This is a genomic window from Streptomyces mutabilis, from assembly GCF_014649815.1.
GTDB lineage: Bacteria > Actinomycetota > Actinomycetes > Streptomycetales > Streptomycetaceae > Streptomyces > Streptomyces mutabilis.
In genome coordinates this window covers 379,717-402,744 of record NZ_BMTT01000002.1, presented here as the reverse complement: position 1 = coordinate 402,744, position 23,028 = coordinate 379,717, and the positions used below count along the sequence as shown (strand labels likewise).

22 protein-coding genes and 3 pseudogenes are annotated in these 23,028 nt (G+C 73.0%); 18 read left to right on the top strand and 7 right to left on the bottom strand.

The features are described from left to right. Positions 1–82 precede the first annotated feature (82 nt). Positions 83–589, top strand: a complete 507-nt coding sequence (gene rplQ, locus IE142_RS05975; RefSeq protein WP_191884730.1) for a 50S ribosomal protein L17 — start codon at positions 83–85, stop codon at positions 587–589. Positions 590–730: 141 nt separating this feature from the next. Continuing rightward, positions 731–1,585 (top strand): tRNA pseudouridine(38-40) synthase TruA, encoded by an 855-nt coding sequence (truA, locus tag IE142_RS05970; RefSeq protein ID WP_191884729.1) that lies wholly within the window; start codon positions 731–733, stop codon positions 1,583–1,585. A gap of 127 nt (positions 1,586–1,712) precedes the next feature. Here the strand turns inward: truA and IE142_RS05965 are convergent, their stop codons facing one another. After that, on the bottom strand, positions 1,713–2,609 hold the full coding sequence (locus IE142_RS05965) for a hypothetical protein (protein ID WP_191884728.1): 897 nt from the start codon (positions 2,607–2,609) through the stop codon (positions 1,713–1,715). Positions 2,610–2,683: 74 nt separating this feature from the next. Between IE142_RS05965 and IE142_RS05960 the strand changes: the two genes are divergently transcribed. From IE142_RS05960 to glmM, 4 genes are all read left to right on the top strand, one after another. Next, on the top strand, positions 2,684–3,892 hold the full coding sequence (locus IE142_RS05960) for a glycosyltransferase 87 family protein (protein WP_191884727.1): 1,209 nt from the start codon (positions 2,684–2,686) through the stop codon (positions 3,890–3,892). A gap of 207 nt (positions 3,893–4,099) precedes the next feature. Beyond that, on the top strand, positions 4,100–4,543 hold the full coding sequence (gene rplM, locus IE142_RS05955; protein WP_043380986.1) for a 50S ribosomal protein L13: 444 nt from the start codon (positions 4,100–4,102) through the stop codon (positions 4,541–4,543). Between the two features lie 42 nt (positions 4,544–4,585). Beyond that, positions 4,586–5,098, top strand: a complete 513-nt coding sequence (rpsI, locus tag IE142_RS05950; protein ID WP_043380984.1) for a 30S ribosomal protein S9 — start codon at positions 4,586–4,588, stop codon at positions 5,096–5,098. Positions 5,099–5,308: 210 nt separating this feature from the next. Continuing rightward, entirely contained in the window at positions 5,309–6,667 is a 1,359-nt protein-coding gene (glmM, locus tag IE142_RS05945; protein ID WP_191884726.1) for a phosphoglucosamine mutase, read from the top strand. A gap of 112 nt (positions 6,668–6,779) precedes the next feature. Here the strand turns inward: glmM and IE142_RS05940 are convergent. Together IE142_RS05940 and coaA are read right to left on the bottom strand one after the other, a co-directional pair. After that, positions 6,780–7,722: pseudogene (locus IE142_RS05940) on the bottom strand (DUF389 domain-containing protein). A 31-nt stretch (positions 7,723–7,753) separates the two neighbouring features. Then, the gene (gene coaA / locus IE142_RS05935; protein WP_191884725.1) at positions 7,754–8,722 is read right to left on the bottom strand and encodes a type I pantothenate kinase; all 969 of its coding nucleotides are present in this window, start codon (positions 8,720–8,722) and stop codon (positions 7,754–7,756) included. Between the two features lie 535 nt (positions 8,723–9,257). On the opposite strand from coaA, the gene IE142_RS05930 reads away from it, so the two are divergent. Beyond that, the gene (locus tag IE142_RS05930; RefSeq protein WP_191884724.1) at positions 9,258–9,698 is read left to right on the top strand and encodes a hypothetical protein; all 441 of its coding nucleotides are present in this window, start codon (positions 9,258–9,260) and stop codon (positions 9,696–9,698) included. A gap of 100 nt (positions 9,699–9,798) precedes the next feature. Further along, entirely contained in the window at positions 9,799–11,646 is a 1,848-nt protein-coding gene (gene glmS, locus IE142_RS05925; RefSeq protein WP_191884723.1) for a glutamine--fructose-6-phosphate transaminase (isomerizing), read from the top strand. Here glmS and IE142_RS05920 read toward each other — a convergent pair. Further along, positions 11,582–12,108 (bottom strand): annotated as a pseudogene (locus IE142_RS05920) (ASCH domain-containing protein). The gene glmS and the pseudogene IE142_RS05920 overlap by 65 nt on opposite strands. Positions 12,109–12,228: 120 nt before the next feature. Continuing rightward, positions 12,229–13,695 (bottom strand): NAD(P)H-hydrate dehydratase, encoded by a 1,467-nt coding sequence (locus IE142_RS05915; protein WP_191884722.1) that lies wholly within the window; start codon positions 13,693–13,695, stop codon positions 12,229–12,231. A 69-nt stretch (positions 13,696–13,764) separates the two neighbouring features. Between IE142_RS05915 and IE142_RS05910 the strand changes: the two genes are divergently transcribed. Then, positions 13,765–14,367, top strand: a complete 603-nt coding sequence (locus IE142_RS05910; RefSeq protein WP_191884721.1) for a helix-turn-helix domain-containing protein — start codon at positions 13,765–13,767, stop codon at positions 14,365–14,367. A gap of 56 nt (positions 14,368–14,423) precedes the next feature. On the opposite strand, the gene IE142_RS05905 is transcribed toward IE142_RS05910, so the two are convergent. Further along, the gene (locus IE142_RS05905) at positions 14,424–14,795 is read right to left on the bottom strand and encodes a holo-ACP synthase (RefSeq protein ID WP_043380970.1); all 372 of its coding nucleotides are present in this window, start codon (positions 14,793–14,795) and stop codon (positions 14,424–14,426) included. Positions 14,796–14,858: 63 nt separating this feature from the next. On the opposite strand from IE142_RS05905, the gene alr reads away from it, so the two are divergent. The 4 genes and pseudogenes from alr (at position 14,859) to IE142_RS05885 (ending at position 18,326) form a co-directional block, all read left to right on the top strand. Then, the gene (gene alr, locus IE142_RS05900) at positions 14,859–16,025 is read left to right on the top strand and encodes an alanine racemase (protein WP_191884720.1); all 1,167 of its coding nucleotides are present in this window, start codon (positions 14,859–14,861) and stop codon (positions 16,023–16,025) included. Positions 16,026–16,212: 187 nt separating this feature from the next. Next, positions 16,213–17,521 (top strand): annotated as a pseudogene (locus IE142_RS05895) (alpha/beta fold hydrolase); the annotation flags it as partial. Beyond that, positions 17,490–18,023, top strand: a complete 534-nt coding sequence (gene tsaE / locus IE142_RS05890; protein ID WP_191884719.1) for a tRNA (adenosine(37)-N6)-threonylcarbamoyltransferase complex ATPase subunit type 1 TsaE — start codon at positions 17,490–17,492, stop codon at positions 18,021–18,023. The pseudogene IE142_RS05895 and the gene tsaE, both read left to right, overlap by 32 nt. A gap of 144 nt (positions 18,024–18,167) precedes the next feature. After that, complete coding sequence (locus IE142_RS05885; RefSeq protein ID WP_191884718.1) at positions 18,168–18,326, top strand: hypothetical protein; 159 nt, start codon at positions 18,168–18,170, stop codon at positions 18,324–18,326. A 31-nt stretch (positions 18,327–18,357) separates the two neighbouring features. Here IE142_RS05885 and IE142_RS05880 read toward each other — a convergent pair whose 3' ends face one another. Then, positions 18,358–18,912, bottom strand: a complete 555-nt coding sequence (locus IE142_RS05880) for a hypothetical protein (protein WP_191884717.1) — start codon at positions 18,910–18,912, stop codon at positions 18,358–18,360. A gap of 202 nt (positions 18,913–19,114) precedes the next feature. On the opposite strand from IE142_RS05880, the gene tsaB reads away from it, so the two are divergent. From tsaB to IE142_RS05855, 5 genes are all read left to right on the top strand, one after another. After that, on the top strand, positions 19,115–19,768 hold the full coding sequence (tsaB, locus tag IE142_RS05875; protein WP_191884716.1) for a tRNA (adenosine(37)-N6)-threonylcarbamoyltransferase complex dimerization subunit type 1 TsaB: 654 nt from the start codon (positions 19,115–19,117) through the stop codon (positions 19,766–19,768). A 44-nt stretch (positions 19,769–19,812) separates the two neighbouring features. Continuing rightward, positions 19,813–20,298 carry a ribosomal protein S18-alanine N-acetyltransferase gene (gene rimI / locus IE142_RS05870; RefSeq protein WP_107480426.1) on the top strand — a complete coding sequence of 162 codons (486 nt, stop codon included), beginning with the start codon at positions 19,813–19,815 and terminating at the stop codon, positions 20,296–20,298. Beyond that, positions 20,291–21,394 carry a tRNA (adenosine(37)-N6)-threonylcarbamoyltransferase complex transferase subunit TsaD gene (gene tsaD / locus IE142_RS05865; RefSeq protein ID WP_191884715.1) on the top strand — a complete coding sequence of 368 codons (1,104 nt, stop codon included), beginning with the start codon at positions 20,291–20,293 and terminating at the stop codon, positions 21,392–21,394. Before rimI ends, tsaD begins: the two co-directional genes overlap by 8 nt. Beyond that, complete coding sequence (locus IE142_RS05860; RefSeq protein ID WP_191884714.1) at positions 21,391–21,648, top strand: hypothetical protein; 258 nt, start codon at positions 21,391–21,393, stop codon at positions 21,646–21,648. Before tsaD ends, IE142_RS05860 begins: the two co-directional genes overlap by 4 nt. Positions 21,649–21,973: 325 nt before the next feature. Then, positions 21,974–23,026: a LacI family DNA-binding transcriptional regulator gene (locus IE142_RS05855; protein WP_191884713.1), complete on the top strand. Its 1,053-nt coding sequence runs from the start codon at positions 21,974–21,976 to the stop codon at positions 23,024–23,026. Positions 23,027–23,028 lie beyond the last annotated feature (2 nt).

The window sequence follows — 23,028 nt, the reverse complement described above, 5'->3', positions numbered from 1 at the left end:
CGGATCTCCGACAGGCGACCGCCTGCTCGGATACTGACCCCGGTACCTGATACGGCCGGGGCAGACACCTAGGAGAAACATCATGCCGAAGCCCACCAAGGGTGCCCGTCTGGGCGGCAGCGCCGCGCACGAGAAGCTGCTCCTCGCGAACCTCGCGAAGAGCCTCTTCGAGCACGGCAAGATCACGACCACCGAGGCGAAGGCGCGCAAGCTGCGTCCGTACGCCGAGCGTCTGGTCACCAAGGCGAAGAAGGGCGACCTTCACAACCGCCGTCAGGTGCTCCAGGTGATCACGGACAAGAGCATCGTCCACACGCTCTTCACCGAGATCGGCCCGCGCTACGAGAACCGTCCCGGTGGCTACACCCGGATCACCAAGATCGGTAACCGCCGTGGCGACAACGCGCCCATGGCCGTCATCGAGCTGGTCGAGGCGCTGACCGTGGCGCAGCAGGCCACGGGTGAGGCTGAGGCCGCCACCAAGCGTGCCGCCAAGGACGCCGAGGCCGCTCCGGCTGCCGAGGAGACCAAGGTCGACACGGCCAAGGCCGACGACGAGGCCGCGGCCGAGGAGTCGAAGGACGCGTAAGCGTCTGCCGGGTGGCTGTGCGATTGAGGCCGCGGCTTTCATCGTGGTTGTTCGCGCAGTTCCCCGCGCCCCTTCAGGGCGTTGCGGGTCCGTTCCTTTCGAGGGGCGGGCCCGTTTTTTCTTTGGTGAGAGGATCTCCGGGTGAGTGACGAAGTAGAGGCCGGGTTCGTGCGGGTGCGGCTGGATCTCTCGTATGACGGGAGTGAGTTCTCCGGCTGGGCCAAGCAGGCCGGCGGGCGGCGGACCGTGCAGGGGGAGATCGAGGACGCGCTGCGGACCGTCACGAGGTCCGGGGAGACGTACGAGCTGACCGTGGCGGGGCGGACCGACGCGGGTGTGCACGCCCGGGGGCAGGTGGCGCACGTCGACCTGCCGCGGGAGGTGTGGGCCGAGCACCACGTGAAGCTGCTCAAGCGGCTCGCCGGGCGGCTGCCCAGGGACGTGCGGGTCTGGGCCCTGCGCGAGGCACCCAGCGGCTTCAACGCCCGGTTCTCCGCGATCTGGCGGCGCTACGCCTACCGGGTCACGGACAACCCTGGCGGCGTCGACCCGCTGCTGCGCGGCCACGTCCTGTGGCACGACTGGCCGCTCGACGTGGACGCCATGAACGAGGCCGCCCGCGGACTGGTGGGGGAGCACGACTTCGCCGCCTACTGCAAGAAGCGTGAGGGCGCCACCACCATCCGGACCCTCCAGGAGCTGAGCCTGGTACGCGGGGACGACGGGGTCATCACCGCCACCGTGCGGGCCGACGCCTTCTGCCACAACATGGTGCGCTCGCTGATCGGCGCGTTGCTGTTCGTCGGGGACGGCCACCGCACGCCCGACTGGCCCGCCGAGGTGCTGGCCGCCGGCGTACGGGACTCGGCGGTGCACGTCGTACGGCCGCACGGGCTGACGCTGGAGGAGGTCGGCTACCCGGCCGACGAGCTGCTGGCGGCCCGGAACAGGGAGGCGCGGAACAAGAGGACGCTGCCGGGGAGCGGTTGCTGCTGAACGCACGGTGCGGACGTGCCCGAGTCCGGCCGGGCCGTCTCCCGAAGGCCGTCGCCGACTTCGCCGCCGCGCCGCGGGCACGAGGCATGTGAACACGCTCGCGGGAAGTGACTGACGAGTCGGTGCCTCAGCCCGCCTCGGCCGCCGCCGACGCCTGGGCCTCGCCGCGCCGCCGGATCTGACGGAAGGCGAACTCGGCCAGGTCGTCGCCGGCCTTGAACACCTCCGTGGTCTTCTCCGTCACGTCCTTGCCGTCGGTGAAGCCCGCGACGGTGAAGTAGGCGTAGCGACCGTAGGAGTTGGTCGTGGAGCGGCAGACGGCGCCGGTGCAGAAGGACTTCACGCCGCCGCCCGACAGGGAGCGGATGATGCTCCTCTCGTCGGCCTGCTGCTTGGCCTTCGCGGCCTGCGCCTCGGTGTCGAAGACGGCCACGCCGACCGTCACCGCCACGTCCCCCTGGGTGTAGGTGACCCGCATCATGCGGGTGCAGCCGTTGTCGGTGAGGACCTTCGGCAGCGTCTTCTGGGCGGCGGAGCCGCAGGTCCGGGTGTCCGCCGTCGGGCCCTTCTTGTAGACCGTCTCGCCCATGGTGAGCTGGGTGCCGGGGAAGAGCAGGTCGGGGCCGAGCGGAGCCTTGTCCTTCTTGACGCTGGAGACGAAGTCCTTCGGGTCCAGCGGCGGGGGTGCGCTGGTCGGCGCGAACGAGGGGGCGGTGGCCGACGCGCTGGGTATGTCCGCCGTCGCGGGGAGCCGGGAGGAGGGGCCGTCCGACGCCGGCCCGGAGCCGTTCGCCGAGACCACGGCCACGGCGACGGCGGTGGCGATCGCCACGGTGGCCAGGGCGCCGCCACCGATGAAGAGCAGCCGACGGCGCTTGGCGCGGGCTTCGGAAGCCTCGGCGAGGGCGGCCCAGTCAGGAGTGTTGTCGGCCTGGCCACTGTTCCAGGGCTGCTGGGACGGCTGCTGCGATTGCGGTTTCCAGGGATCCCACTGCGACTGAGGTCCCCCCTGCCCAAAGCTCATGGGCGGCATCTTAGACGGGCTGTGCGGCGTGCTGGTGCGGCTCCCGGGGCCTCGCAGCGCCTAGCGTTCCGTCCATGCGGACGGGCAAAAGCGACATCTCCGGCTGGTTGGTGCGACCGGCGGGCGGGCCCCTGTGGGCGGTGCTCGTGGCGGTGCTGGCGGCGTGCGCGGGACACGCGGCGCGCGTGACCTCGGACGGGGGGATGGACAACGCGATCGTCGTGCGGGCCGCCCGCACCTGGCTGGCCGGCGGCTCCCCGTACGACGATCCGCACTTCCTCTATCTCCCGAGCGCGGTCCTGGCCGCCGCCCCGCAGGCGATGCTGCCCCCGGCGGTGCTGCGGTGGCTCGTGCCGTGCGCGGTGACGGTCCTGCTGGCGGTGGGCTGGGCGTGCGCGCTGCGGCTGCACCGGGTGCCGCTCGGCAGCCGGCTCGCGGTCCTCGGGCTCACCGGGTTCGCGGCGGGCTTCGCTCCGTTCGGGCACCTGGTGCGCCTCGGCAACTGGACGGTGACGGCGGCGGTGGCCCTGCCCCTGTCCCTGCTGCTGGCGAGCCGGGGGAGGTGGACGGTGGCGGGGGTGGCCGTCGGCGCGGCCGTGGCGCTCAAGCCGCTGCTCGCGCCCGTCGTCCTCCTCTTCCTGTTCGCCGGGCGGTGGCGGGCGCTGGCGGCGGCGGTGGCCCTGCCCGTGCTCGCCTCCGGGGCGGCGGCGCTGCTGATGCCCGACCCGGCCGGCTTCTTCACCCGCACCCTGCCCTTCCTCCTGCACGGCGACGACGGCTTCGTCCGGCTGTACGAGGCGTCCCCGGTGGCCGTGCTGCCCCGGCTCGGGGTGCCGGAGGCGCTCGCCCAGGGCCTCGCGGCGGCGGCGGCCGTCGCCGGGGTGCTGTGCGCGTACGTCCGCTGGCGCCGCGCGGACCCCGGGCCGCTGCGGCTCGCGGAGACCGGCGGCGGCCTGATGCTCGCGGCGTTCCTCGTCTCCCGGCCCTCCTACGACCACTACCTCCTGGTCGTTCTCCCGTTACTGCTCGCCGGACTGCCGTACGCAGGGTCGGCGACCCGCGAGGTCTGGTTCTGGATCTCCCTGGTGCCCCAGGTGCCGGGGCTGACCTGGCCCTGGCTGGAGTCGGAGAAGAGGCGGGCCTTCAAGGACGCGTTCACGCTGTGTGTGCTGGCGGTGACGGTCGCCCGGCAGGCCCGGGGCGGGGCGGAGGCGAGCGGCAGTGACGACCCGCGCGCCGAGCCCGGGGCGGCGCCCGCTCCGGTCGCGGCGGCTCCGTTTTGACCAGGCTGCGCCACCCCGGGTACGCTGCACAGTCGTATGTGTATTGGCTTGCTCATTCTCACGTGAGGGGCCCTTACACCGGTCCACCGGGACCGATGACCAGCGACCAGCACGCGGTTTGCGTCACCGCGGTGCGGTCAGGGCTGTCGTGATCGTCTTCGGTGACCTTGTCAGGACCATTCACTGAAGAAGCGAAGGCTACGAACCGTGCGTACGTACAGCCCCAAGCCCGGCGATGTGACGCGCCAGTGGCACGTCATCGACGCTCAGGACGTCGTCCTGGGTCGTCTCGCCACGACCGCCGCCACCCTGCTGCGTGGCAAGCACAAGCCGATCTACGCGCCGCACGTCGACGCTGGTGACTTCGTCATCATCATCAACGCCGACAAGGTGCACCTCTCCGGCAACAAGCGGACCCAGAAGATGGCGTACCGCCACTCCGGCTACCCGGGCGGTCTGCGCTCGGTGCGCTACGACGAGCTGCTGGACAAGAACCCGGAGAAGGCCGTGGAGAAGGCCATCAAGGGCATGCTCCCCAAGAACTCCCTGGGCCGTCAGATGCTCTCGAAGCTGAAGGTCTACAAGGGTGACCAGCACCCGCACGGCGCGCAGCAGCCGCAGCCGTTCGAGATCACCCAGGTCGCGCAGTAAGTCCGGCCACCCCCTAAGACTGAAGAGAATCTGAGGAGCATCGTGGCCGAGACCACTGCCGAGCAGCCGCTCGAAGAGATCGACATCGACAGCTACACCACCGAGTCCGAGGTCCCCGTCGAGGGCGAGTACACCTCGGAGTCCATGGCCTCCGCCTTCGGCGAGCCCCAGCCGGCCGCCGGCCTGGGCCGTCGCAAGAACGCCATCGCCCGTGTCCGGATCGTCCCGGGCACCGGCAAGTGGAAGATCAACGGCCGCACCCTCGAGGACTACTTCCCGAACAAGGTGCACCAGCAGGAAGTCAACGAGCCCTTCAAGGTGCTCGAGCTGGACGACCGTTACGACGTCATCGCCCGCATCGCCGGTGGCGGTGTCTCCGGTCAGGCCGGTGCGCTCCGTCTCGGTGTCGCCCGCGCCCTGAACGAGGCCGACGTCGACAACAACCGCGGCCCGCTCAAGAAGGCCGGCTTCCTCAAGCGCGACGACCGTGCGGTCGAGCGCAAGAAGGCCGGTCTGAAGAAGGCCCGCAAGGCTCCGCAGTACAGCAAGCGCTAAGTCGCGCCTGCCTGTACTCCGAACGCCCCGGCGGCACGCCACTGTGCTGCCGGGGCATTCGTTTATCCCCGCCGTTGGGCGTATAACGGCACAAGACGTTCTAAGGCTCGTGTGATCGGATTACCGGGCGGTGCGCCCGGGGCGACGGGAGCCGACTGCGTGGGCCGTACCGGCAGCGCTCCCGTCCGTGACGCTTCCTCAGGAGGACAAGTGGGACGACTCTTCGGCACGGACGGCGTGCGCGGCGTCGCCAACGCGGATCTGACGGCCGAGCTGGCGCTCGGACTCTCCGTCGCCGCGGCGCACGTACTGGCCGAGGCGGGCACCTTCGCCGGACACCGGCCGACCGCCGTGGTCGGGCGGGACCCGCGCGCCTCCGGGGAGTTCCTGGAGGCCGCCGTGGTCGCGGGCCTGGCCAGCGCCGGCGTGGACGTGCTGCGCGTCGGCGTGCTGCCGACGCCCGCGGTCGCCCACCTGACCGGCGCGCTCGGCGCCGACCTCGGCGTGATGCTCTCCGCGAGCCACAACGCCATGCCCGACAACGGCATCAAGTTCTTCGCCCGCGGCGGCCACAAGCTCGCCGACGAGCTGGAGGACCGCATCGAGTCCGTCTACGCCGAGCACCGCACCGGCGCCCCCTGGGACCGCCCGACCGGCGCCGGCGTCGGCCGCGTCCGCGACTACGACCAGGGGCTCGACCAGTACGTCGCGCACCTCGTCGGCGTCCTGCCCAACCGCCTCGACGGGCTGAAGATCGTCCTCGACGAGGCGCACGGCGCCGCCCACCGGGTCTCGCCCGAGGCGTTCGCGCGGGCCGGGGCCGAGGTCGTCACCATCGGTGCCGTGCCGGACGGCCTCAACATCAACGACGGCTGCGGCTCCACCCACCTCGACCTGCTCAAGGCCGCCGTCGTCGAGCACGGCGCCGACCTGGGCATCGCCCACGACGGTGACGCCGACCGCTGCCTGGCCGTGGACCACACCGGCGCGGAGGTGGACGGCGACCAGATCCTGGCCGTGCTGGCGCTGGCGATGCGGGAGCGGGACGCGCTGCGGTCCGACACCGTCGTCGCGACCGTCATGTCCAACCTGGGCTTCAAGCTGGCCATGGAGCGCGAGGGCATCCGGTTCGCGCAGACCGGCGTCGGCGACCGGTACGTCCTGGAGGAGATGAAGGAGCACGGCTACGCCCTCGGTGGCGAGCAGTCCGGCCACGTGATCATCCTCGACCACGCGACCACCGGCGACGGCACGCTGACCGGCCTGATGCTGGCGGCGCGGGTCGCGCAGACGGGCCGTACGCTCCAGGACCTGGCGTCCGTCATGGAGCGGCTGCCGCAGGTGCTGATCAATGTGCCGGACGTGGACAAGTCCCGGGTGACGAGCTCCGCCGAGCTGGCGACCGCGGTCGCGGAGGCCGAGCAGGAGCTCGGGAGCACCGGACGGGTACTGCTGCGGCCCTCGGGGACCGAGCCGCTGGTGCGGGTGATGGTGGAAGCGGCCGATATCGAGCAGGCTCGGTCTGTTGCCGGGCGGCTGGCGGATGCGGTGAAGTCGGCACTGGGGTAGTTCCTCGGGCCGGGATCGGTGGCGGGAGGTTCTGCGTGACGCGGGCCGCGGGTTTCGTGGCGGCTCGTCGCGCCCACGCGGCGGAGCCGCTGACCAGCAGAGCCTCGCTGCCCTAGGTGGGTTTCGTCATCCGGCGTCGTTGGGTCGTCCACAAGCCCTTCTGGGCCAGGAGCGTCAGTGTGCCGGCCAGGATGAGGGCGACGAGGTTGAGCAGTAGCTGCTCGGTCGAGCGCCAGGCCTGGTAGGCGTCGTCGTAGAAGAGGGCCACGGCCGCGTTCGCGGCGGCCGGGACCGTGGTGACGGAGATGGCGACGCCCACCAGGGCGCCGGACTTCGCCGACGTCAGCGACAGCGTCCCCGCGATGCCGGCGAGGACCGCCACCACGAAGGGGAACCAGTCGGGGGCGTACACGAACCCGGTGTTGGGTCGCTCCGCCCGCAACTGTGCCTTGCTGAACAGGTTCACGGCGTCCATGAAGAGGCTGAAGCCCACCGTCACGGCCATCGCCACCGCGAAGCCCACCAGGAGCGCCACGAGTGAGTGCAGGGCGAGGCGCGGGGCACGCTGCACGATCGCCGTGCAGATGCCGGCCAGCGGGCCGAACTCCGGGCCGACCGCCATCGCGCCCACGATCAGGATCGCGTTGTCGAGCACCACACCGCAGGCCGCGATCATCGTGGCGAGCGTGATGAAGGCGATGTAGGTGACGGAAAGGGTCGACTCCTCCGTGCGTCGCCTCCTCCAACTGCTCCCACAGCACCGCGTCGGCGGGCTCGCCCGGCGCGTCCTTCGCGGCCTTGTCGGCTCGCTCGGACAGTGACAGGTCGATGTTCTCCGCGGTGATGGCGCCGCAGCTGTCGATGCCCAGTGACCGGAGCCGGTCGATGAGCGCGTCGCCCGCCTCCCGGGCGACGTCGCACATGACGACGTGGCCCTGCGGATCGCGGGCTGCGCCCGGCAGGACGACCAGATGGGTGGTGCCGACCGTCCCCTCGACCAAGCGGACCACCTCGTCGGTGCGGTCGGCCGGGGTGATCAGGCGCAGACGCAGCATCCGGTATTTGTACCGGCTGGGACCGGAGCCGTCACAGTTTGCGCAGGCTGAGCCGCTGCACCTTGTGGTCGGGGCCCTTGCGCAGGATCAGGGTGGCCCGGCCGCGGGTGGGCGCCACGTTCTCCACCAGGTTGGGCTTGTTGATGGTGCGCCAGGTGGTGCGGGCGTAGTCGAGGGCCTCCTCCTCCGACACCTGGGTGTACTTGCGGAAGTACGAGGACGGGTTCTGGAAGGCGGTCTCGCGCAGCTTGCGGAAGCGGCTGAGGTACCAGTGCTCGATGTCCTCGGTCCGGGCGTCGACGTACACGCTGAAGTCGAAGTAGTCGGCGAGTCCGACCCTCGTGCGGCCGTCCTTGCCGGGCAGCGCGGGCTGGAGGACGTTCAGGCCCTCGACGATCAGGATGTCGGGGCGGCGGACGACGAGCCTCTGGTCCGGGACGATGTCGTAGATGAGGTGGGAGTAGACGGGGGCGGTCACCTCGGCCTTGCCCGCCTTGATGTCGGCTACGAAACGGGTCAGGGCCCGGCGGTCGTAGGACTCGGGGAAACCTTTCCGCGACATCAGGCCGCGGGCCTCCAGCTCCTTCGTGGGCAGCAGGAAGCCGTCGGTCGTGACCAGTTCCACGCGCGGGTGCTCGGGCCAGCGGGAGAGCAGCGCCTGGAGCAGGCGGGCGACGGTGGACTTGCCGACGGCGACCGAGCCGGCGACCCCTATGACGAAGGGGGTGCCGGACTGGGAGCCCTGCTCGCCGAGGAAGGTGTTGAGCGCGCCGCGCAGGCCGTCGGTGGCGCCGACGTAGAGGTTGAGCAGCCGGGACAGCGGGAGGTAGATGTCCCGCACCTCGTCGAGGTCGATGACGTCGCCGAGACCGCGCAGCTTCTCCACCTCCTCGGCGGTCAGCGGCAGCGGCGTCTTGTCGCGCAGCGCGCTCCACTCGGGGCGGGTGAGGTCGACGTAGGGAGTCGCCTCCGGCCGTTGCCGGTGGGCGCTCCGGGGCATCGAGGGGACCGGAGAGATCACAGTCCATTGTTAACGGAGTTCGAACACGGCGGCAGGTGGGGTGTGTCACGTCGGCCGGTCCGTTCGTGGCCGACGGCACCGAAGAAGTTACGGACGGGTACGGGTAGCCGATTATCGATCATGAGGGCGATTGCCGTGTGCAGCGTGCCCAACCCCGAGCGGGAAGCGTCTGCAATCCGGCATCGTCCCCGATGAACGAGTGCCGACGTGAGGTCGACCGCTGTCCGCCGCACCGCTCTGGCGACCTCCGCCGCCCTGCCCCTGTTCGTCACCGCCTGTGGCGGATCGTCCGACGACGACGGTGCGGCCGGGGACGACAAGGCCGAGGCGGACCGGTCCGCGCCGGCGGGTCGGGACGAGGCCGCAGACAACGCCCCGGCGGGTCACGCGCTGACCGTCGCCGAGCTGGAGAAGGACCCCTGGACCGGGCGGACGTCGAGAACGGTGAGGTCGCCACCGATATCCCGGCGGACGAGGACGTCGCCGAGGACCAGGTCTCGACGGACGGCAAGGTATGTGCGCCGCTCGCCCACCCTCGGACTGCGTCTCCGTCTGGCCCGTCCAGGAGCGCTTCACGTCCGCCGCCGGCTCGCCCCGGGCCACCGCGGTCTGGGCCAGGCTGAACGTCGTCCCCTACGCGGACGGTGGCGCCGAGCGGGCACTGACGGAGCTGAAGGCCGCCGTCGAGCAGTGCGCCGGCGGCTTCGCCGCGAGCGTGGGCAGCGGCAAGCAGCGGGTCGCCGAAGTCACCACGACCGCCGCTCCCAAGGGCCTCGCGGTCACCCTCGGGGTGGACATCGGCAAGGACGCCAACGCGCTCATGAAGGTCGTCGTGTTCCGCAAGGGCGCCACGATCGCTTCCTTCGGCGCCGCCGACCTCTCCTCCATGGCGACCGGCGCGGACTTCGAGGTCCCCGCGGCCGTCATCGACACGCAGATCGCCAAGCTCGGCTGACGCCGGGGTCCGTCGGAGGCGTTCGTACCCCGGTGGGAATTTCTGATTTCGGGCACGAGAAGGCCGGTTCGCGATCGAATCTGATCGTAGGCTGCCGGTCATGTGTGGAATCGTGGGATACGTGGGGTCTCAGTCGGCGCTCGACGTCGTGATGGCCGGGCTGAAGCGACTCGAGTACCGGGGATACGACTCGGCGGGCGTCGCCGTGCTCGCGGACGGTGGCCTCGCCACCGCCAAGCGCGCCGGGAAGCTCGTCAACCTGGACAAGGAACTGGCCGAGCGACCACTGCCGAGCGCCGTGACCGGCATCGGTCACACCCGCTGGGCCACGCACGGCGCGCCGACCGACGCCAACGCCCACCCGCACCTCGACAACGCGGGCCGGGTGGCCGTGGTCCACAACGGCATCATCGAGAACTTCGCGTCGCTGCGGACCGAGCTGGAGGAGCGCGGCCACACGCTGGCCTCCGAGACCGACACCGAGGTCGTCGCCCACCTGCTCGCCGAGGAGTTCTCCGCCTGCGCCGACCTCGCCGAGGCGATGCGGCTGGTGTGCCGGCGCCTGGAGGGCGCGTTCACGCTGGTCGCGGTGCACGCGGACCAGCCGGACGTGGTCGTGGGCGCGCGCCGCAACTCGCCGCTCGTGGTGGGCGTCGGGGAGGGCGAGTCCTTCCTCGCCTCGGACGTGGCCGCCTTCATCGCGCACACCCGGGACGCCATCGAGCTGGGCCAGGACCAGGTCGTGGAGCTGCGCCGGGACGGCGTCACGGTCACCGGCTTCGACGGCACCCCGGCGGACGTGCGCTCCTACCACGTCGACTGGGACGCCTCGGCCGCCGAGAAGGCCGGCTACGACTACTTCATGCTCAAGGAGATCGCCGAGCAGCCGAAGGCGGTCGCCGACACCCTGCTCGGCCGCATCGACGGCTCCGGCACGCTGAGCCTGGACGAGGTGCGCATCCCCGCCGGGGTGCTCCGGGAGGTCGGCAAGGTCGTCATCGTCGCGTGCGGCACGGCCTTCCACGCCGGGCTGATCGCCAAGTACGCCATCGAGCACTGGACGCGCGTCCCCTGCGAGGTGGAGCTGGCCAGCGAGTTCCGCTACCGGGACCCGATCCTGGACCAGCAGACCCTGGTCGTCGCGATCTCCCAGTCCGGCGAGACGATGGACACCCTCATGGCCCTGCGCCACGCCCGCGAACAGGGCGCCAAGGTGCTCGCCATCTGCAACACCAACGGCTCGACCATCCCCCGCGAGTCCGACGCCGTCCTCTACACGCACGCCGGCCCCGAGGTCGCGGTCGCCTCCACCAAGGCCTTCCTCACCCAACTGGTCGCCTGCTACCTGGTCGCCCTCTACCTCGGACAGGTGCGGGGCACGAAGTACGGGGACGAGATCCGTGACGTCGTCCGCGACCTGTCCCGGATCTCCGGCGCCGTCGAGCAGGTCCTGGAGACCATGGAGCCGGTGCGGGAACTGGCGCGCTCCCTGGCCCACAAGAACACGGTGCTGTTCCTGGGCCGGCACGTCGGCCACCCGGTCGCCCTCGAAGGTGCCCTCAAGCTCAAGGAGTTGGCGTACATGCACGCCGAGGGCTTCGCGGCGGGCGAGCTGAAGCACGGGCCGATCGCGCTGATCGAGGAGGACCTGCCGGTCGTCGTGGTCGTGCCGTCCCCGCGCGGGCGCTCGGTCATCCACGACAAGATCGTGTCCAACATCCAGGAGATCCGGGCCCGGGGCGCCCGCACCATCGTCATCGCCGAGGAGGGCGACGAGGCGGTCGTGCCCTACGCCGACCACCTCGTCCGCGTCCCGGCCACGCCGACGCTCCTCCAGCCGCTGGTGGCGACGGTCCCGCTCCAGGTCTTCGCCTGCGAGCTGGCTACGGCCCGCGGCAACGAGGTGGACCAGCCGCGGAACCTCGCGAAGTCGGTGACGGTGGAGTGACCCACCGGTCCGCGTGACGCAGGTCGGCGACGAGACGTAAGCGCTCCAGCACCGCCTGCGTCTCGTCGTCCACCGCGAACCCGGGGTCGTCCAGGGCGGCGCGGATCTCCGCGCGGTGCCGGAACCGCCCGTGCCCGGCCCGCCATTCGGTCACGCCGGTGTACCCCTCGCCCTCGTCCACCGCGTGGACGAGGTCCACCCGGCCCGGCGGGACGACGCGGACCTCGGTCACCTCGATGCCGGCGGCCGGCCGATCGTCCGAGTCGACGACCACCGACCGATGCCCCACCTCGGGCAACGGCTCCCGTCCCGCTCGTACTCGACGACGAGGCCGGTCGTGGAAGTCTCGGACCCGTCGAGGATCGCCGCCACGAGCTGGTCGCGCAGGGGGCCGGGGAACGCGAACTCGGCTCTGGGCAGCGAGTCGATGTGCGAGAAGGCTGAGACGGGGTCAGGCGTCATGGCTGAACAGTGACCATGCGCCCCTGGGGTGCCGTAGCTCCGGTTCCTGCCGTGACTGCCGTGGCTCCCGAAGGCGCGGGCGGTCGCCCACTCAACGCCCGCCCGGCACCGAGCCCCCGCTCACCCCCCAGGCTCGAACCCCCGCACATCCCGCCACGCCCGCCCCACCGCCTCCGCGACCTCGTGCGCCCCCACCGGCGCCCCGTCCGCCGCGAACCGCCCCGCCAGCCCGTGCAGATACGCCCCGGCACTCCCCGCGTCCCGCGTCGACAGCCCCGCCGCCAGCAGCGACCCCGCGAGCCCGGACAGTACGTCCCCGCTCCCCGCAGTCGCGAGCCACGACGTCCCCGTCGAGTTGACCCGCACCGGCCCTCCCTCCGCCCCGGCCACCACCGTCGTCGACCCCTTCAGCAGCACCGTCGCCCCGTACCGCCCCGCCAACTCCCGCGCCGAGGCCAGCCGCGCCCCCTCGACCTCCTCGCGGGCCACCCCGAGCAGTGCCGCCGCCTCCCCGGCGTGCGGCGTCATCAGCGTCGGTGCCGTACGTCGCCGCACCGTCCCGGCGTCCGCCAGCCGCAGCCCGTCCGCGTCGATCAGCACCGGCACCTCCGCGGCCAGCACCTCGGCCACGGTCCCGGCGTCGTCACCGGCCCCCGGCCCGACGACCCACGCCTGCACGCGCCCCGCCCGCTTCGGGCCCTGGTCCGACACGAGCGTCTCGGGATAACGGGCGAGCACCGCGTCCCCGGCCGGACCGACGTACCGCACCGCCCCGGCCCCGCCCCGCAGCGCCCCGGCGACGGCGAGCACGGCCGCGCCCGGGTAACGCGCCGACCCGGCGGCGATGCCCACGACTCCCCGCCGGTACTTGTCGCTCTCCACACCCGGCACCGGCAGCAGCCGCGCCACGTCCGCGTGCTGCAACGCCTCCAGCTCGGCCGCGTCGTTCGGCAGCGGCAGCCCGATGTCCACGAGCCGCACCGACCCCGCGTACTCCCGCGCCGGATCGACCAACAGCCCCGGCTTGTGGGCCCCGAACGTCACCGTCAGGTCGGCCCGTACGGCCGCCCCGCGCACCTGCCCGGTGCCCGCGTCGACCCCGCTCGGCAGGTCCACCGCGACGACGGGGGCCCGCGACCGCGCCGCCGCGTCGGCGAGCGGTACCGCGGCCTCCCGCAGTCCGCCCTTGCCGCCGATCCCCACGATGCCGTCGACGACCAGGTCCGCCCGCCCGATCAGCTCACCGGCACTCCCGCCGCCGGCCTCCGCGACCTGCCCGCCCGCCCGGCGCAACGCCGTCAGCCCCCCGCCGTGCGCGCGCTCCGGCGTGAGCAGCACCGCCGTCACCCCCGCTCCCCGCCGGGCCAGGCGGGCCCCGGCGTACAGGGCGTCGCCGCCGTTGTCCCCGCTGCCGACCAGCAGCACCACCCGGCTGCCGTAGACCCGGCCGGCCACCCGCCCGAGCACCTGGGCGCAGGCGGCGGCGAGCCCGGCCGCCGCCCGTTGCATCAACGCCCCCTCGGGGAGCCGTGCCATCAGCTCCCGTTCGGCCGTCCTGATCATTTCCACGCCGTACGCAGTCCGCATGCCGTCGAGTCTTCCCCGTACGCGGTGGACACGCACGGCCCCCCGTCCGCGATGGGGGACAGTTGGTCCATGGGTGACGACGAGACGGCACAGGTGATGACCTCGCTGGGGGCCCGCCTGCGCGCCATCCGGCAGGCCCGTGGCCTCACGCTGGCCCAGCTCGGCGCCGCCACCGGCATCTCCGTGTCCACGCTGTCCCGGCTGGAGTCGGGGCAGCGCGAGCCGGGGCTGCGGCACCTGCTGCCGCTGGCCGGGGCGCACCGCCTGCCCCTGGACGAACTGGTCGGCTCCCGCACCGGCGACCCAGGCGTCCACCCGCGCCCGTTCACCCGGCACGGCCAGACCTGGGTCCCGCTCACCCGCAACCCCAACGACGGGCTGCACGCGTACAAACAGATCCTGCCCGCGCCCGCGGTCGCCCGCACCGAGTGGACCCCGCGGCCGGAACAGGGCTCGCACGAGGGCCACGAGTGGATCTACGTCCTCTCCGGCCGCCTGCTCCTCGCCCTCGGGGACCACGACCTGGTCCTGACGGCCGGTGAGACGGCGGAGTTCGACACGCGCATCCCGCACGGGATCGCCAACGCGGGGGACCGGCCCGTCGAATGGATAGCCCTGTACGGCGCTCAGGGCGAGCGCATGCACGTCCGGGTCCAGCCGGCGCAGAACTGACCCCACCGGTCCGGGTCCAGTGGGCACGGAACCGGCCACACCGACCCGCGGCCGGCCTACCCCTCCGCGATCACCACCGCCGAGGCCACCCCCGCGTCGTGACTCATCGACACATGCCACGACGCCACCCCGAGCTCCGCCGCCCGGGCCGCCACCGTCCCCGTCACCCGCAGCCGCGGCTGCCCGCTGTCCTCGACGTACACCTCGGCGTCCGTCCAGCGCAGCCCGGCGGGCGCGCCGAGCGCCTTCGCCAGCGCCTCCTTCGCCGCGAACCGGGCGGCGAGCGAGGCGACACCCCGGCGCTCACCGCCGGGCAGCAGCAACTCGCTCTCCACGAAGAGCCGCCGCGCCAAGGCCGGCGTACGTTCCAGCGACGCGCCGAACCGCTCGATCTCTGCCACGTCGATCCCGACCCCGATGATGCTCATGCCGGGCACCTTAACGACTGAGGGCGGAGCGGGCGCCGGGTGCTCTGAGAGACTGGGGACACGATGAGTGAGACAGCTGCTCGGTGGGACGCGCAGGCGCGGGCCCGGGCCGAGATCGATCTGGCCGCCCTGCGGGCCAACGTCCGAGCCCTGCGCGAACGGGCCCCCGGGGCGGCTTTCATGGCCGTGGTCAAGGCTGACGCCTACGGTCACGGCGCCACCGAGTGCGCCCGCGCGGCCGTCGCGGCGGGCGCGACCTGGCTCGGCACCGCCACCCCGCAGGAGGCCCTCGCGCTGCGCGCGGACCCGGCGCTGCCGGAGGACCTGCGGATCATGTGCTGGCTGTGGACGCCGGGCGGCCCCTGGCGCGAGGCCGTCGAAGCCGGGCTCGACGTGTCCGTCAGCGGCATGTGGGCCCTGGAGGAGGTCGTCGGGGCGGCACGGCGGGCGGCAGTCCCCGCGCGGGTGCAGCTCAAAGCCGACACCGGGCTGGGGCGGGGCGGCTGCCAGCCCGGCGCTGACTGGGAGGAACTGGTCGGCGCGGCACTGCGGGCCGAGGCCGAGGGGCTGCTGCGCGTCACCGGGCTCTGGTCGCACTTCGCCTGCGCCGACGAGCCCGGGCACCCCTCCATCACCGCGCAGCTCACCCGCTTCCGGGAGATGACGGCGTACGCGGAGCAGCAGGGCGTACGCCCCGAGGTGCGGCACATCGCCAACTCGCCGGCCACGCTCACCCTCCCCGAGTCCCACTTCGACCTCGTACGCCCCGGCATCGCGATGTACGGCGTCTCGCCCAGCCCCGAGATCGGCACCCCCGCCGACTTCGGACTGCGCCCCGTGATGACGCTGTCCGCCTCCCTGGCCCTGGTCAAGCAGGTTCCCGGCGGCCACGGCGTCAGCTACGGGCACCACTACGCCACCTCCGGCGAGACCACCCTCGGCCTCATTCCCCTCGGCTACGCGGACGGCGTCCCGCGCCACGCCTCGTCCGCCGGCCCGGTTCTGGTCGGCGGCAAGTGGCGCACGGTCGCGGGGCGGATCGCGATGGACCAGTTCGTCGTCGACCTGGGCGGGGAGCGGCTCGAGCCGGGCGCCGAGGCGGTGCTGTTCGGCCCCGGCGACCGCGGGGAGCCCACCGCCGAGGACTGGGCGCAGGCGGCGGGCACCATCGCGTACGAGATCGTCACCCGGATCGGAACACGCGTTCCGCGCGTCCACGTGAACGAGTGACTCGGACGGGCGACTCGAACGGACGGCGTGAACGGGCGACTCGGCCCGGGTGACTTGAACGAGTGACGTGGAACCGGTGACGCGCCCGTCCGCGGCGTGACGCGCACGGGCGCGGCACAGGTGAACCGACGACCAGCGGGTATCCGCACAGCAGCCCGGCGGACCCCGGCGAAGAGGAGCGGTGTACGTGAGCGAGAGCAACGCGGAGGCCTTCGCGTCGGCCGTCGTCTCCGCCACGGAGGCCGCCACCGAGGCCGCCGTCGGCGGCTGGCGCCGGGCGACCGGCATCGCCGGCGTCGCGATAGGCGTGGTCGCGGCGGGTGCCGCGGCGGGCGTGGCGATAGAGCGGCTGACCGTCGGCCGCGGCATGCGCCAGAAGGCGCGGCTCGCCCTCGACTCGGCGGGGCCCTACGGCGGACTGCGCGGCATCCCCGGGAGGGCGTACGCCGACGACGGCACCGAGCTGTACTACGAGGTCGACGACGTCGAGCCGGAGACGGAGTCCGCGCTCACCCTGCGCCGCCGGCGGCTGTTCGGCCGCAAGGAGCCCGCCCCCGTGACCGTCGTCTTCAGCCACGGGTACTGCCTCAACCAGGACTCCTGGCACTTCCAGCGGGCGGCCCTCCGGGGAGTCGTCCGCACCGTGCACTGGGACCAGCGCAGCCACGGCCGGTCCGGGCGGGGCGTGGCCCAGGCGCGGGACGACCGGCCGGTCACCATCGACGAGCTGGGCCGCGACCTGAAGGCCGTCATCGACACGGCCGCGCCCGAGGGCCTGATCGTGCTGGTCGGGCACTCCATGGGCGGCATGACCGTGATGGCCCTGGCCGACGCGTTCCCCGACCTGATCCGCGAGCGGGTCGTCGGCGTCGCCCTGGTCGGCACGTCCTCCGGGCGGCTCGGCGAGGTGAACTTCGGGCTGCCCGTTGCCGGTGTCAACGCGGTGCGGCGGGTGCTGCCGGGCGTGCTGAAGGCGCTGGGGCAGCGGGCCGAGCTGGTGGAGAAGGGGCGGCGGGCGACGGCGGACCTGTTCGCCGGGATCATCAAGCGGTACTCGTTCGCGTCCCGGGACATCGACCCGGCCGTGGCGCGGTTCGCCGAGCGGATGATCGAGTCGACGCCGATCGACGTGGTGGCCGAGTACTACCCGGCCTTCAACGACCACGACAAGACCGGGGCCCTCGCCCGCTTCGCGGGCCTGCCCGTGCTCGTGCTGGCCGGGGTGCGGGACCTGGTGACGCCGAGCGAGCACAGCGAGGCGATCGCCGATCTGCTGCCGGACGCCGAGCTGGTGCTGGTGCCGGACGCGGGGCATCTGGTGATGCTGGAGCATCCGGAACTGGTCACCGACCGGCTCGCCGACCTGCTCGCCCGAGCGCAGGAGGCGGCGCACGGCGCGGTCGTGTGAGAGCGGCGGCTCGGACGGGCGGGCCGCCGCTCCGGCAGCGGCTACCGTGGATGCCTATGGAAGCACCAGCAGCACCGCAGGGCCCGGCCGGGTCCTCCGAGCACACCCCCGCCGTCGAGATCACCGTCACCTCCCAGGAGCAGATGCGGGAGCTGGGCCGCAGGCTCGCCGAAGTGCTGCGCGCCGGTGACCTGCTGATGCTCAGCGGGGAGCTGGGTGCGGGCAAGACGACGCTGACCCGCGGGCTCGGCGAGGGCATGGGCGTGCGTGGCGCCGTCACCTCCCCGACCTTCGTGATCGCCCGCGTGCACCCCTCCCTCGGCGACGGCCCGCCGCTCGTCCACGTCGACGCCTACCGGCTCTCCGGTGGACTGGACGAGATGGAGGACCTCGACCTCGACGTCTCGCTGCCCGACTCGGTGATCGTCGTGGAGTGGGGCGAGGGCAAGGTCGAGGAGCTGACCGACGACCGGCTGCAGGTGCGGATCCGCCGGGCCGTGGGCGACACCACCGACGAGGTGCGGTACGTGACGCTGACGGGCGTCGGCGAGCGCTGGACCACGGCCGACCTGAGCGTGCTCGCCGTCTGAGCCGCGGGCCCCGCACCGCTCGCGGGCCGTCCCGACAACACGTCGGCAAGATGTTGCGTTCCGGGTCCTGCGCGTGGTCACATGGTACCCAGCTCGTAGTTAGGTAAGCCTAACTACGCCGCCCCCGACCATCAGGAGGCCTCCATGTCGGAGACCAAGCCGCAGCCGGGGCCCGCGCCCACCCGTGTGTCCATGTACGACCTGCTCGCGTCCTGCGTCGCCGCGAAGGCGGTCTCGACGCCGCCGCGCGCACCCGAGCCGGGGACCCGGCGACCGGTCCGGGAGCACCGCGAGGCCGCCTGAGGTCGCGGTCGCCGAGGGGGGGCTCCGGGGGTCAGCGAACCACGACGACCTGCTGCCCGATCGTCGCGAACTCCCACATCGCGTCGCCGTCCGCCCGGGTCTGCCGGATGCCGCCGGTGCGCTCGTCCGGGTCGGGCTTCGCCATCGAGCCGTCCACGGCCGCGCTGAACCCGATGACCACGCCGTCGACGCTGGTGAAGCGCACGACGTGCTCGACCGGGATGCCGTCGGAGCCGGTGACCCGGTTGGAACGGGACGTGACCGCGTAGGTGCCCGGCGCCGGGTCGACCGTGCTGGGTGTGATCCTGAAGGTGCGCCGGACCCGGTCGTCGGCGCCGACCAGCCACACCCGGTCGTCGTCCACCGAGTACACCACCCGTTCACCCCTTCCGGTCCCCGCGGGCAGGGCGTCCGGGTGCAGTCGGTCGCGGGGCGCCTTGGGGGCGCCGGGGGCGGGCGAGCTGCTCGCGTGGCCCCGGCCGGCGTCGTGCGGGGCGGCGACCGACGCCTGATGGGCGAGGAACCCGATCGTGGCCAGCGCCGCCGCCGTGAGACCGGCGACGACACCGGCGCTGCTGCTTGCCACTGGGCGACCACCTCGTCTTCGTACGTCGTGCGTCCGTCTGCGGCGAAGGTAGCAGTACGTGACCGTATGACCGCGGTGCGCGACACGGCGAGGTCCGTCGACGGGTGGGCGTGCCGACGCGGCCCGGCGCGCGCATCCGCCGCCCGCGGCGCCGCCCACCGGGGCGTCCGACACGGGCCCCGCGGCGCCGTAGGCTGTTTGCGTGCTCTTGCTCGCTCTGGATACCGCCACGCCCGCCGTGACCGTCGCGCTGCACGACGGTACGGACGTCATCGCCTCGTCGAGCCAGGTGGACGCACGCCGCCACGGTGAGCTGCTGCTGCCCGCCGTCGACCGCGTGCTCGCCGAGGCCCGACTGCGCCTCGACGCCGTCACCGGCATCGTCGCCGGCATCGGCCCCGGCCCGTACACCGGGCTGCGCGTCGGCCTGATGACCGCGGACACCTTCGGGCTCGCGCTCGGCGTGCCCGTGCACGGCGTGTGCACGCTGGACGGCCTCGCCTACGCCGCCGACCTGGAGCAACCCTTCGTGGTGGCGACCGACGCCCGCCGCAAGGAGGTCTACTGGGCCCGGTACGCCGACTCCCGCACCCGCCTCACCGACCCGGCGGTCGACCGTCCCGCCGACATCGCCGAGCAGGTGGCCGGGCTCCCGGCCGTCGGCGCGGGCGCGCTGCTGTACCCGGGCACCTTCCCGAAGGCGCACGAGCCGGAGCACGTGTCCGCCGCCGCCCTGGCGTCCCTGGCCGCCGAGAAGCTCGCGGCGGGCGAGGAACTGCCCGCGCCCCGGCCGCTGTACCTGCGCCGACCAGACGCCCAGGTGCCCAAGAACTACAAGGTGGTCACCCCCAAGTGACCGAGTCAGCCACTGCCGGGCCCGCGACCGCCGTGCTGCGCGAGATGCGCTGGTGGGACATCGACCCCGTCCTCCTGATGGAACGGGAGCTGTTCCCGGAGGACGCCTGGTCGCGCGGCATGTTCTGGTCCGAGCTGGCCCACGCGCGCGGCCCCGGCGCGACCCGGCGGTACGTGGTCGCCGAGACGGACGGACGGGTCGTCGGCTACGCGGGGCTCGTCACCTCAGGCGAGCAGGCCGACGTGCAGACCATCGCCGTCGCCCGCGACCACTGGGGCACCGGCCTCGGCGCGCGGCTGCTGACCGAACTGCTGCGGGCGGCCACCGCCTTCGAGTGCACCGAGGTCCTGCTGGAGTGCCGGGTGGACAACACCCGCGCCCAGCGGCTGTACGAGCGCTTCGGCTTCGAGCCCATCGGCTTCAGGCGCGGCTACTACCAGCCGGGGAACGTGGACGCCCTGGTGATGCGCCTGACCGACCCTTCCACCTCCCTGCCGGGAACCGAACGAGGAACCGACAACCATGCCTGACGAACCTCTGGTCCTGGGGATCGAGACCTCCTGCGACGAGACCGGTGTCGGTGTCGTCCGGGGCACCACCCTGCTGGCCGACGCCGTCGCGTCCAGCGTCGACGAGCACGCCCGCTTCGGCGGCGTCGTCCCCGAGGTGGCGAGCCGCGCCCACCTGGAGGCCATGGTCCCCACCATCGACCGCGCCCTGAAGGAGGCGGGGGTGAGCGCGCGGGACCTCGACGGCATCGCGGTCACCGCCGGTCCCGGTCTCGCGGGCGCCCTGCTGGTCGGCGTCTCGGCGGCCAAGGCGTACGCCTACGCCCTCGGCAAGCCCCTCTACGGCGTCAACCACCTCGCCTCGCACATCTGCGTCGACCAGCTGGAGCACGGCCCGCTGCCCGAGCCGACGATGGCCCTGCTCGTCTCCGGCGGCCACTCGTCGCTACTGCTCTCCTCCGACATCACCTCCGACGTCCGCCCGATGGGCGCCACCATCGACGACGCGGCCGGCGAGGCCTTCGACAAGATCGCCCGCGTGCTGAACCTGGGCTTCCCCGGCGGCCCGGTCATCGACCGCTACGCGCGCGAGGGCGACCCGGACGCGATCGCCTTCCCGCGCGGCCTCACCGGCCCGCGCGACCCGGCCTACGACTTCTCCTTCTCCGGCCTGAAGACGGCCGTGGCCCGCTGGATCGAGGCCAAGCGGGCGGCGGGGGAGGAGGTGCCGGTGCGCGACGTGTCGGCGTCCTTCCAGGAGGCGGTCGTGGACGTGCTCACCCGCAAGGCCGTGCGGGCCTGCAAGGACCAGGGCGTCGACCACCTGATGATCGGCGGCGGCGTGGCCGCCAACTCCCGGCTGCGGGCGCTGGCCCAGGAGCGCTGCGAGGCGGCCGGTATCCGGCTGCGCGTGCCGCGTCCCAAGCTGTGCACGGACAACGGCGCGATGGTGGCCGCGCTCGGCGCCGAGATGGTCGCCCGGAACCGGGCCGCCTCCGACTGGGACCTGTCGGCCGACTCGTCGCTGCCGGTGACCGACCCGCACGTGCCGGGGCGCGGCCACCCGCACGTCCACGACCACGTGCACGAGGTCAGCAAGGAGAACCTGTACTCGTGACCGTCGCGCTGATGTGGGAGGCGCGGGCGGTGCCCGGCCGGGGCGAGGACCTGCTCGCATGGGCGCGGGCGCAGCCGCTCGCCGACGCCCCGGTCCGCCGGGAGACCCTGCGTGCCCCGCAGGACCGGGTCCTCGTCATCACCTGGTGGGACGCCGCCTACGACGCCGAGCTGCCGGAACTGCCGGAACCGGACGCCGGTCTGGTCACCCGGGCGGTGCACCGGTGGCGGTTCGAGTCGGTGGCCGCGGACTGAGCGGGGAGGTCGCGAGGCCCACGGCGCCCATCGTGGGCCTCCGCCACAGCAACCTGCCGTTCCGGCGCTCCCGGACGGTGACGAGCAGGGCCTGCATCCCCCGGTGAGCGGCGGACGCCGGCGGGAGCAGCGCGAGCCACGGCCCCCACACGAGGGCCGCCGTCAGCGTCGGCACGGCCATGAAGGCGAAGGAGCCCGGGAGGAAGAGGCGCTCGCGCCGGGCCGTCGGGATGTCGAACGTTTCGACGTTTGGGGCGAATGTTCCGACCGCCCATGGTCGTCCGAGGGGTACGTCACAAGGGCCTACAGGGTTACGATCGCCATCATGACATCCCCGCAGCCCGCCGGAACCCGGACTCAGAGGCGCCCCGCGCAGACCGCGACCCTCGCCGAGATCGCGCGCGAGGCCGGTGTGTCGGCGCCGACTGTTTCGAAGGTCCTCAACGGCCGCGCCGACGTAGCCCCCGCGACCCGCTCCCGCGTGGAGGAACTGCTGCGCACCCACGGCTACCGGCGCAGGCGGGCCGAGGCGACCCGCTCGCCCCTGATCGACCTGGTCTTCCACGAACTGGAGAGCGCCTGGGCGATGGAGGTCATCCGCGGGGTGGAGAACGTGGCGCGGGACGCGGGGCTCAGCGTCGTGCTCTCGGAGAGCGCGGGACGCCTCACCCCCGGCCGCAGCTGGGCCGACCAGGTGGCCGCCCGCCGCCCGCACGGCGTGATCCTCGTCCTGTCGGGCCTCGACGAGTCCCAGCGGGCCCTGCTCACCAGCCGCTCCATCCCGTTCGTGGTGATGGACCCGGCCGGCGACCCGGGCGCCGACGTGCCGTCCATCGGCGCCACCAACTGGCAGGGCGGGCTCGCCGCCACCCGGCACCTGGTCGACCTCGGCCACACCCGCATCGGCGCGATCAGCGGACCCACCCGGATGATGTGCAGCCGCGCCCGCGTCGACGGCTACCGGGCCGCCCTGGAGACGGCCGGGCTGCCGGTCGACCCCGGTCTGATCGTCAACGGCGACTTCCACCACGAGGCCGGCTACCGGCAGGGCCTGGAGCTGCTGCGCCGCCCCGACCGGCCGACCGCCGTCTTCGCCGGCAACGACCTCCAGGCGCTCGGACTGTACGAGGCCGCGCGCGAGCTGGGGCTGCGCATCCCGCAGGACCTGAGCGTGGTCGGGTTCGACGACCTGCCGGTGGCGCGCTGGGTGGGGCCGCCGCTGACGACCGTACGGCAGCCGCTGATGGAGATGGCCGAGGCGGCGGCCCGGTTGGTCCTGGACCTCGGGCGCGACGACGGCTCGGCGGCGGCGACCCGGGTGGAGCTGGCCACCAGCCTGGAGGTGCGCAGCAGCACGGCGGCGCCTCCGACGGCCTGACG

What these genes read in the sequence shown, in the direction of transcription:
- rimI (WP_107480426.1), top strand. Translation starts at nt 19,813, where the DNA reads ATGCGCTGGTGGGACATCGACCCCGTCCTCCTGATGGAACGGGAGCTG.
- coaA (WP_191884725.1), bottom strand. Translation starts at nt 8,722, where the DNA reads ATGCCCCGGAGCGCCCACCGGCAACGGCCGGAGGCGACTCCCTACGTC.
- IE142_RS05910 (WP_191884721.1), top strand. Translation starts at nt 13,765, where the DNA reads ATGGGTGACGACGAGACGGCACAGGTGATGACCTCGCTGGGGGCCCGC.
- IE142_RS05915 (WP_191884722.1), bottom strand. Translation starts at nt 13,695, where the DNA reads ATGCGGACTGCGTACGGCGTGGAAATGATCAGGACGGCCGAACGGGAG.
- glmS (WP_191884723.1), top strand. Translation starts at nt 9,799, where the DNA reads ATGTGTGGAATCGTGGGATACGTGGGGTCTCAGTCGGCGCTCGACGTC.
- tsaE (WP_191884719.1), top strand. Translation starts at nt 17,490, where the DNA reads ATGGAAGCACCAGCAGCACCGCAGGGCCCGGCCGGGTCCTCCGAGCAC.
- tsaD (WP_191884715.1), top strand. Translation starts at nt 20,291, where the DNA reads ATGCCTGACGAACCTCTGGTCCTGGGGATCGAGACCTCCTGCGACGAG.
- IE142_RS05905 (WP_043380970.1), bottom strand. Translation starts at nt 14,795, where the DNA reads ATGAGCATCATCGGGGTCGGGATCGACGTGGCAGAGATCGAGCGGTTC.
- IE142_RS05965 (WP_191884728.1), bottom strand. Translation starts at nt 2,609, where the DNA reads ATGAGCTTTGGGCAGGGGGGACCTCAGTCGCAGTGGGATCCCTGGAAA.
- IE142_RS05960 (WP_191884727.1), top strand. Translation starts at nt 2,684, where the DNA reads ATGCGGACGGGCAAAAGCGACATCTCCGGCTGGTTGGTGCGACCGGCG.
- IE142_RS05885 (WP_191884718.1), top strand. Translation starts at nt 18,168, where the DNA reads ATGTCGGAGACCAAGCCGCAGCCGGGGCCCGCGCCCACCCGTGTGTCC.
- alr (WP_191884720.1), top strand. Translation starts at nt 14,859, where the DNA reads ATGAGTGAGACAGCTGCTCGGTGGGACGCGCAGGCGCGGGCCCGGGCC.
- IE142_RS05930 (WP_191884724.1), top strand. Translation starts at nt 9,258, where the DNA reads ATGTGCGCCGCTCGCCCACCCTCGGACTGCGTCTCCGTCTGGCCCGTC.
- rplQ (WP_191884730.1), top strand. Translation starts at nt 83, where the DNA reads ATGCCGAAGCCCACCAAGGGTGCCCGTCTGGGCGGCAGCGCCGCGCAC.
- IE142_RS05855 (WP_191884713.1), top strand. Translation starts at nt 21,974, where the DNA reads ATGACATCCCCGCAGCCCGCCGGAACCCGGACTCAGAGGCGCCCCGCG.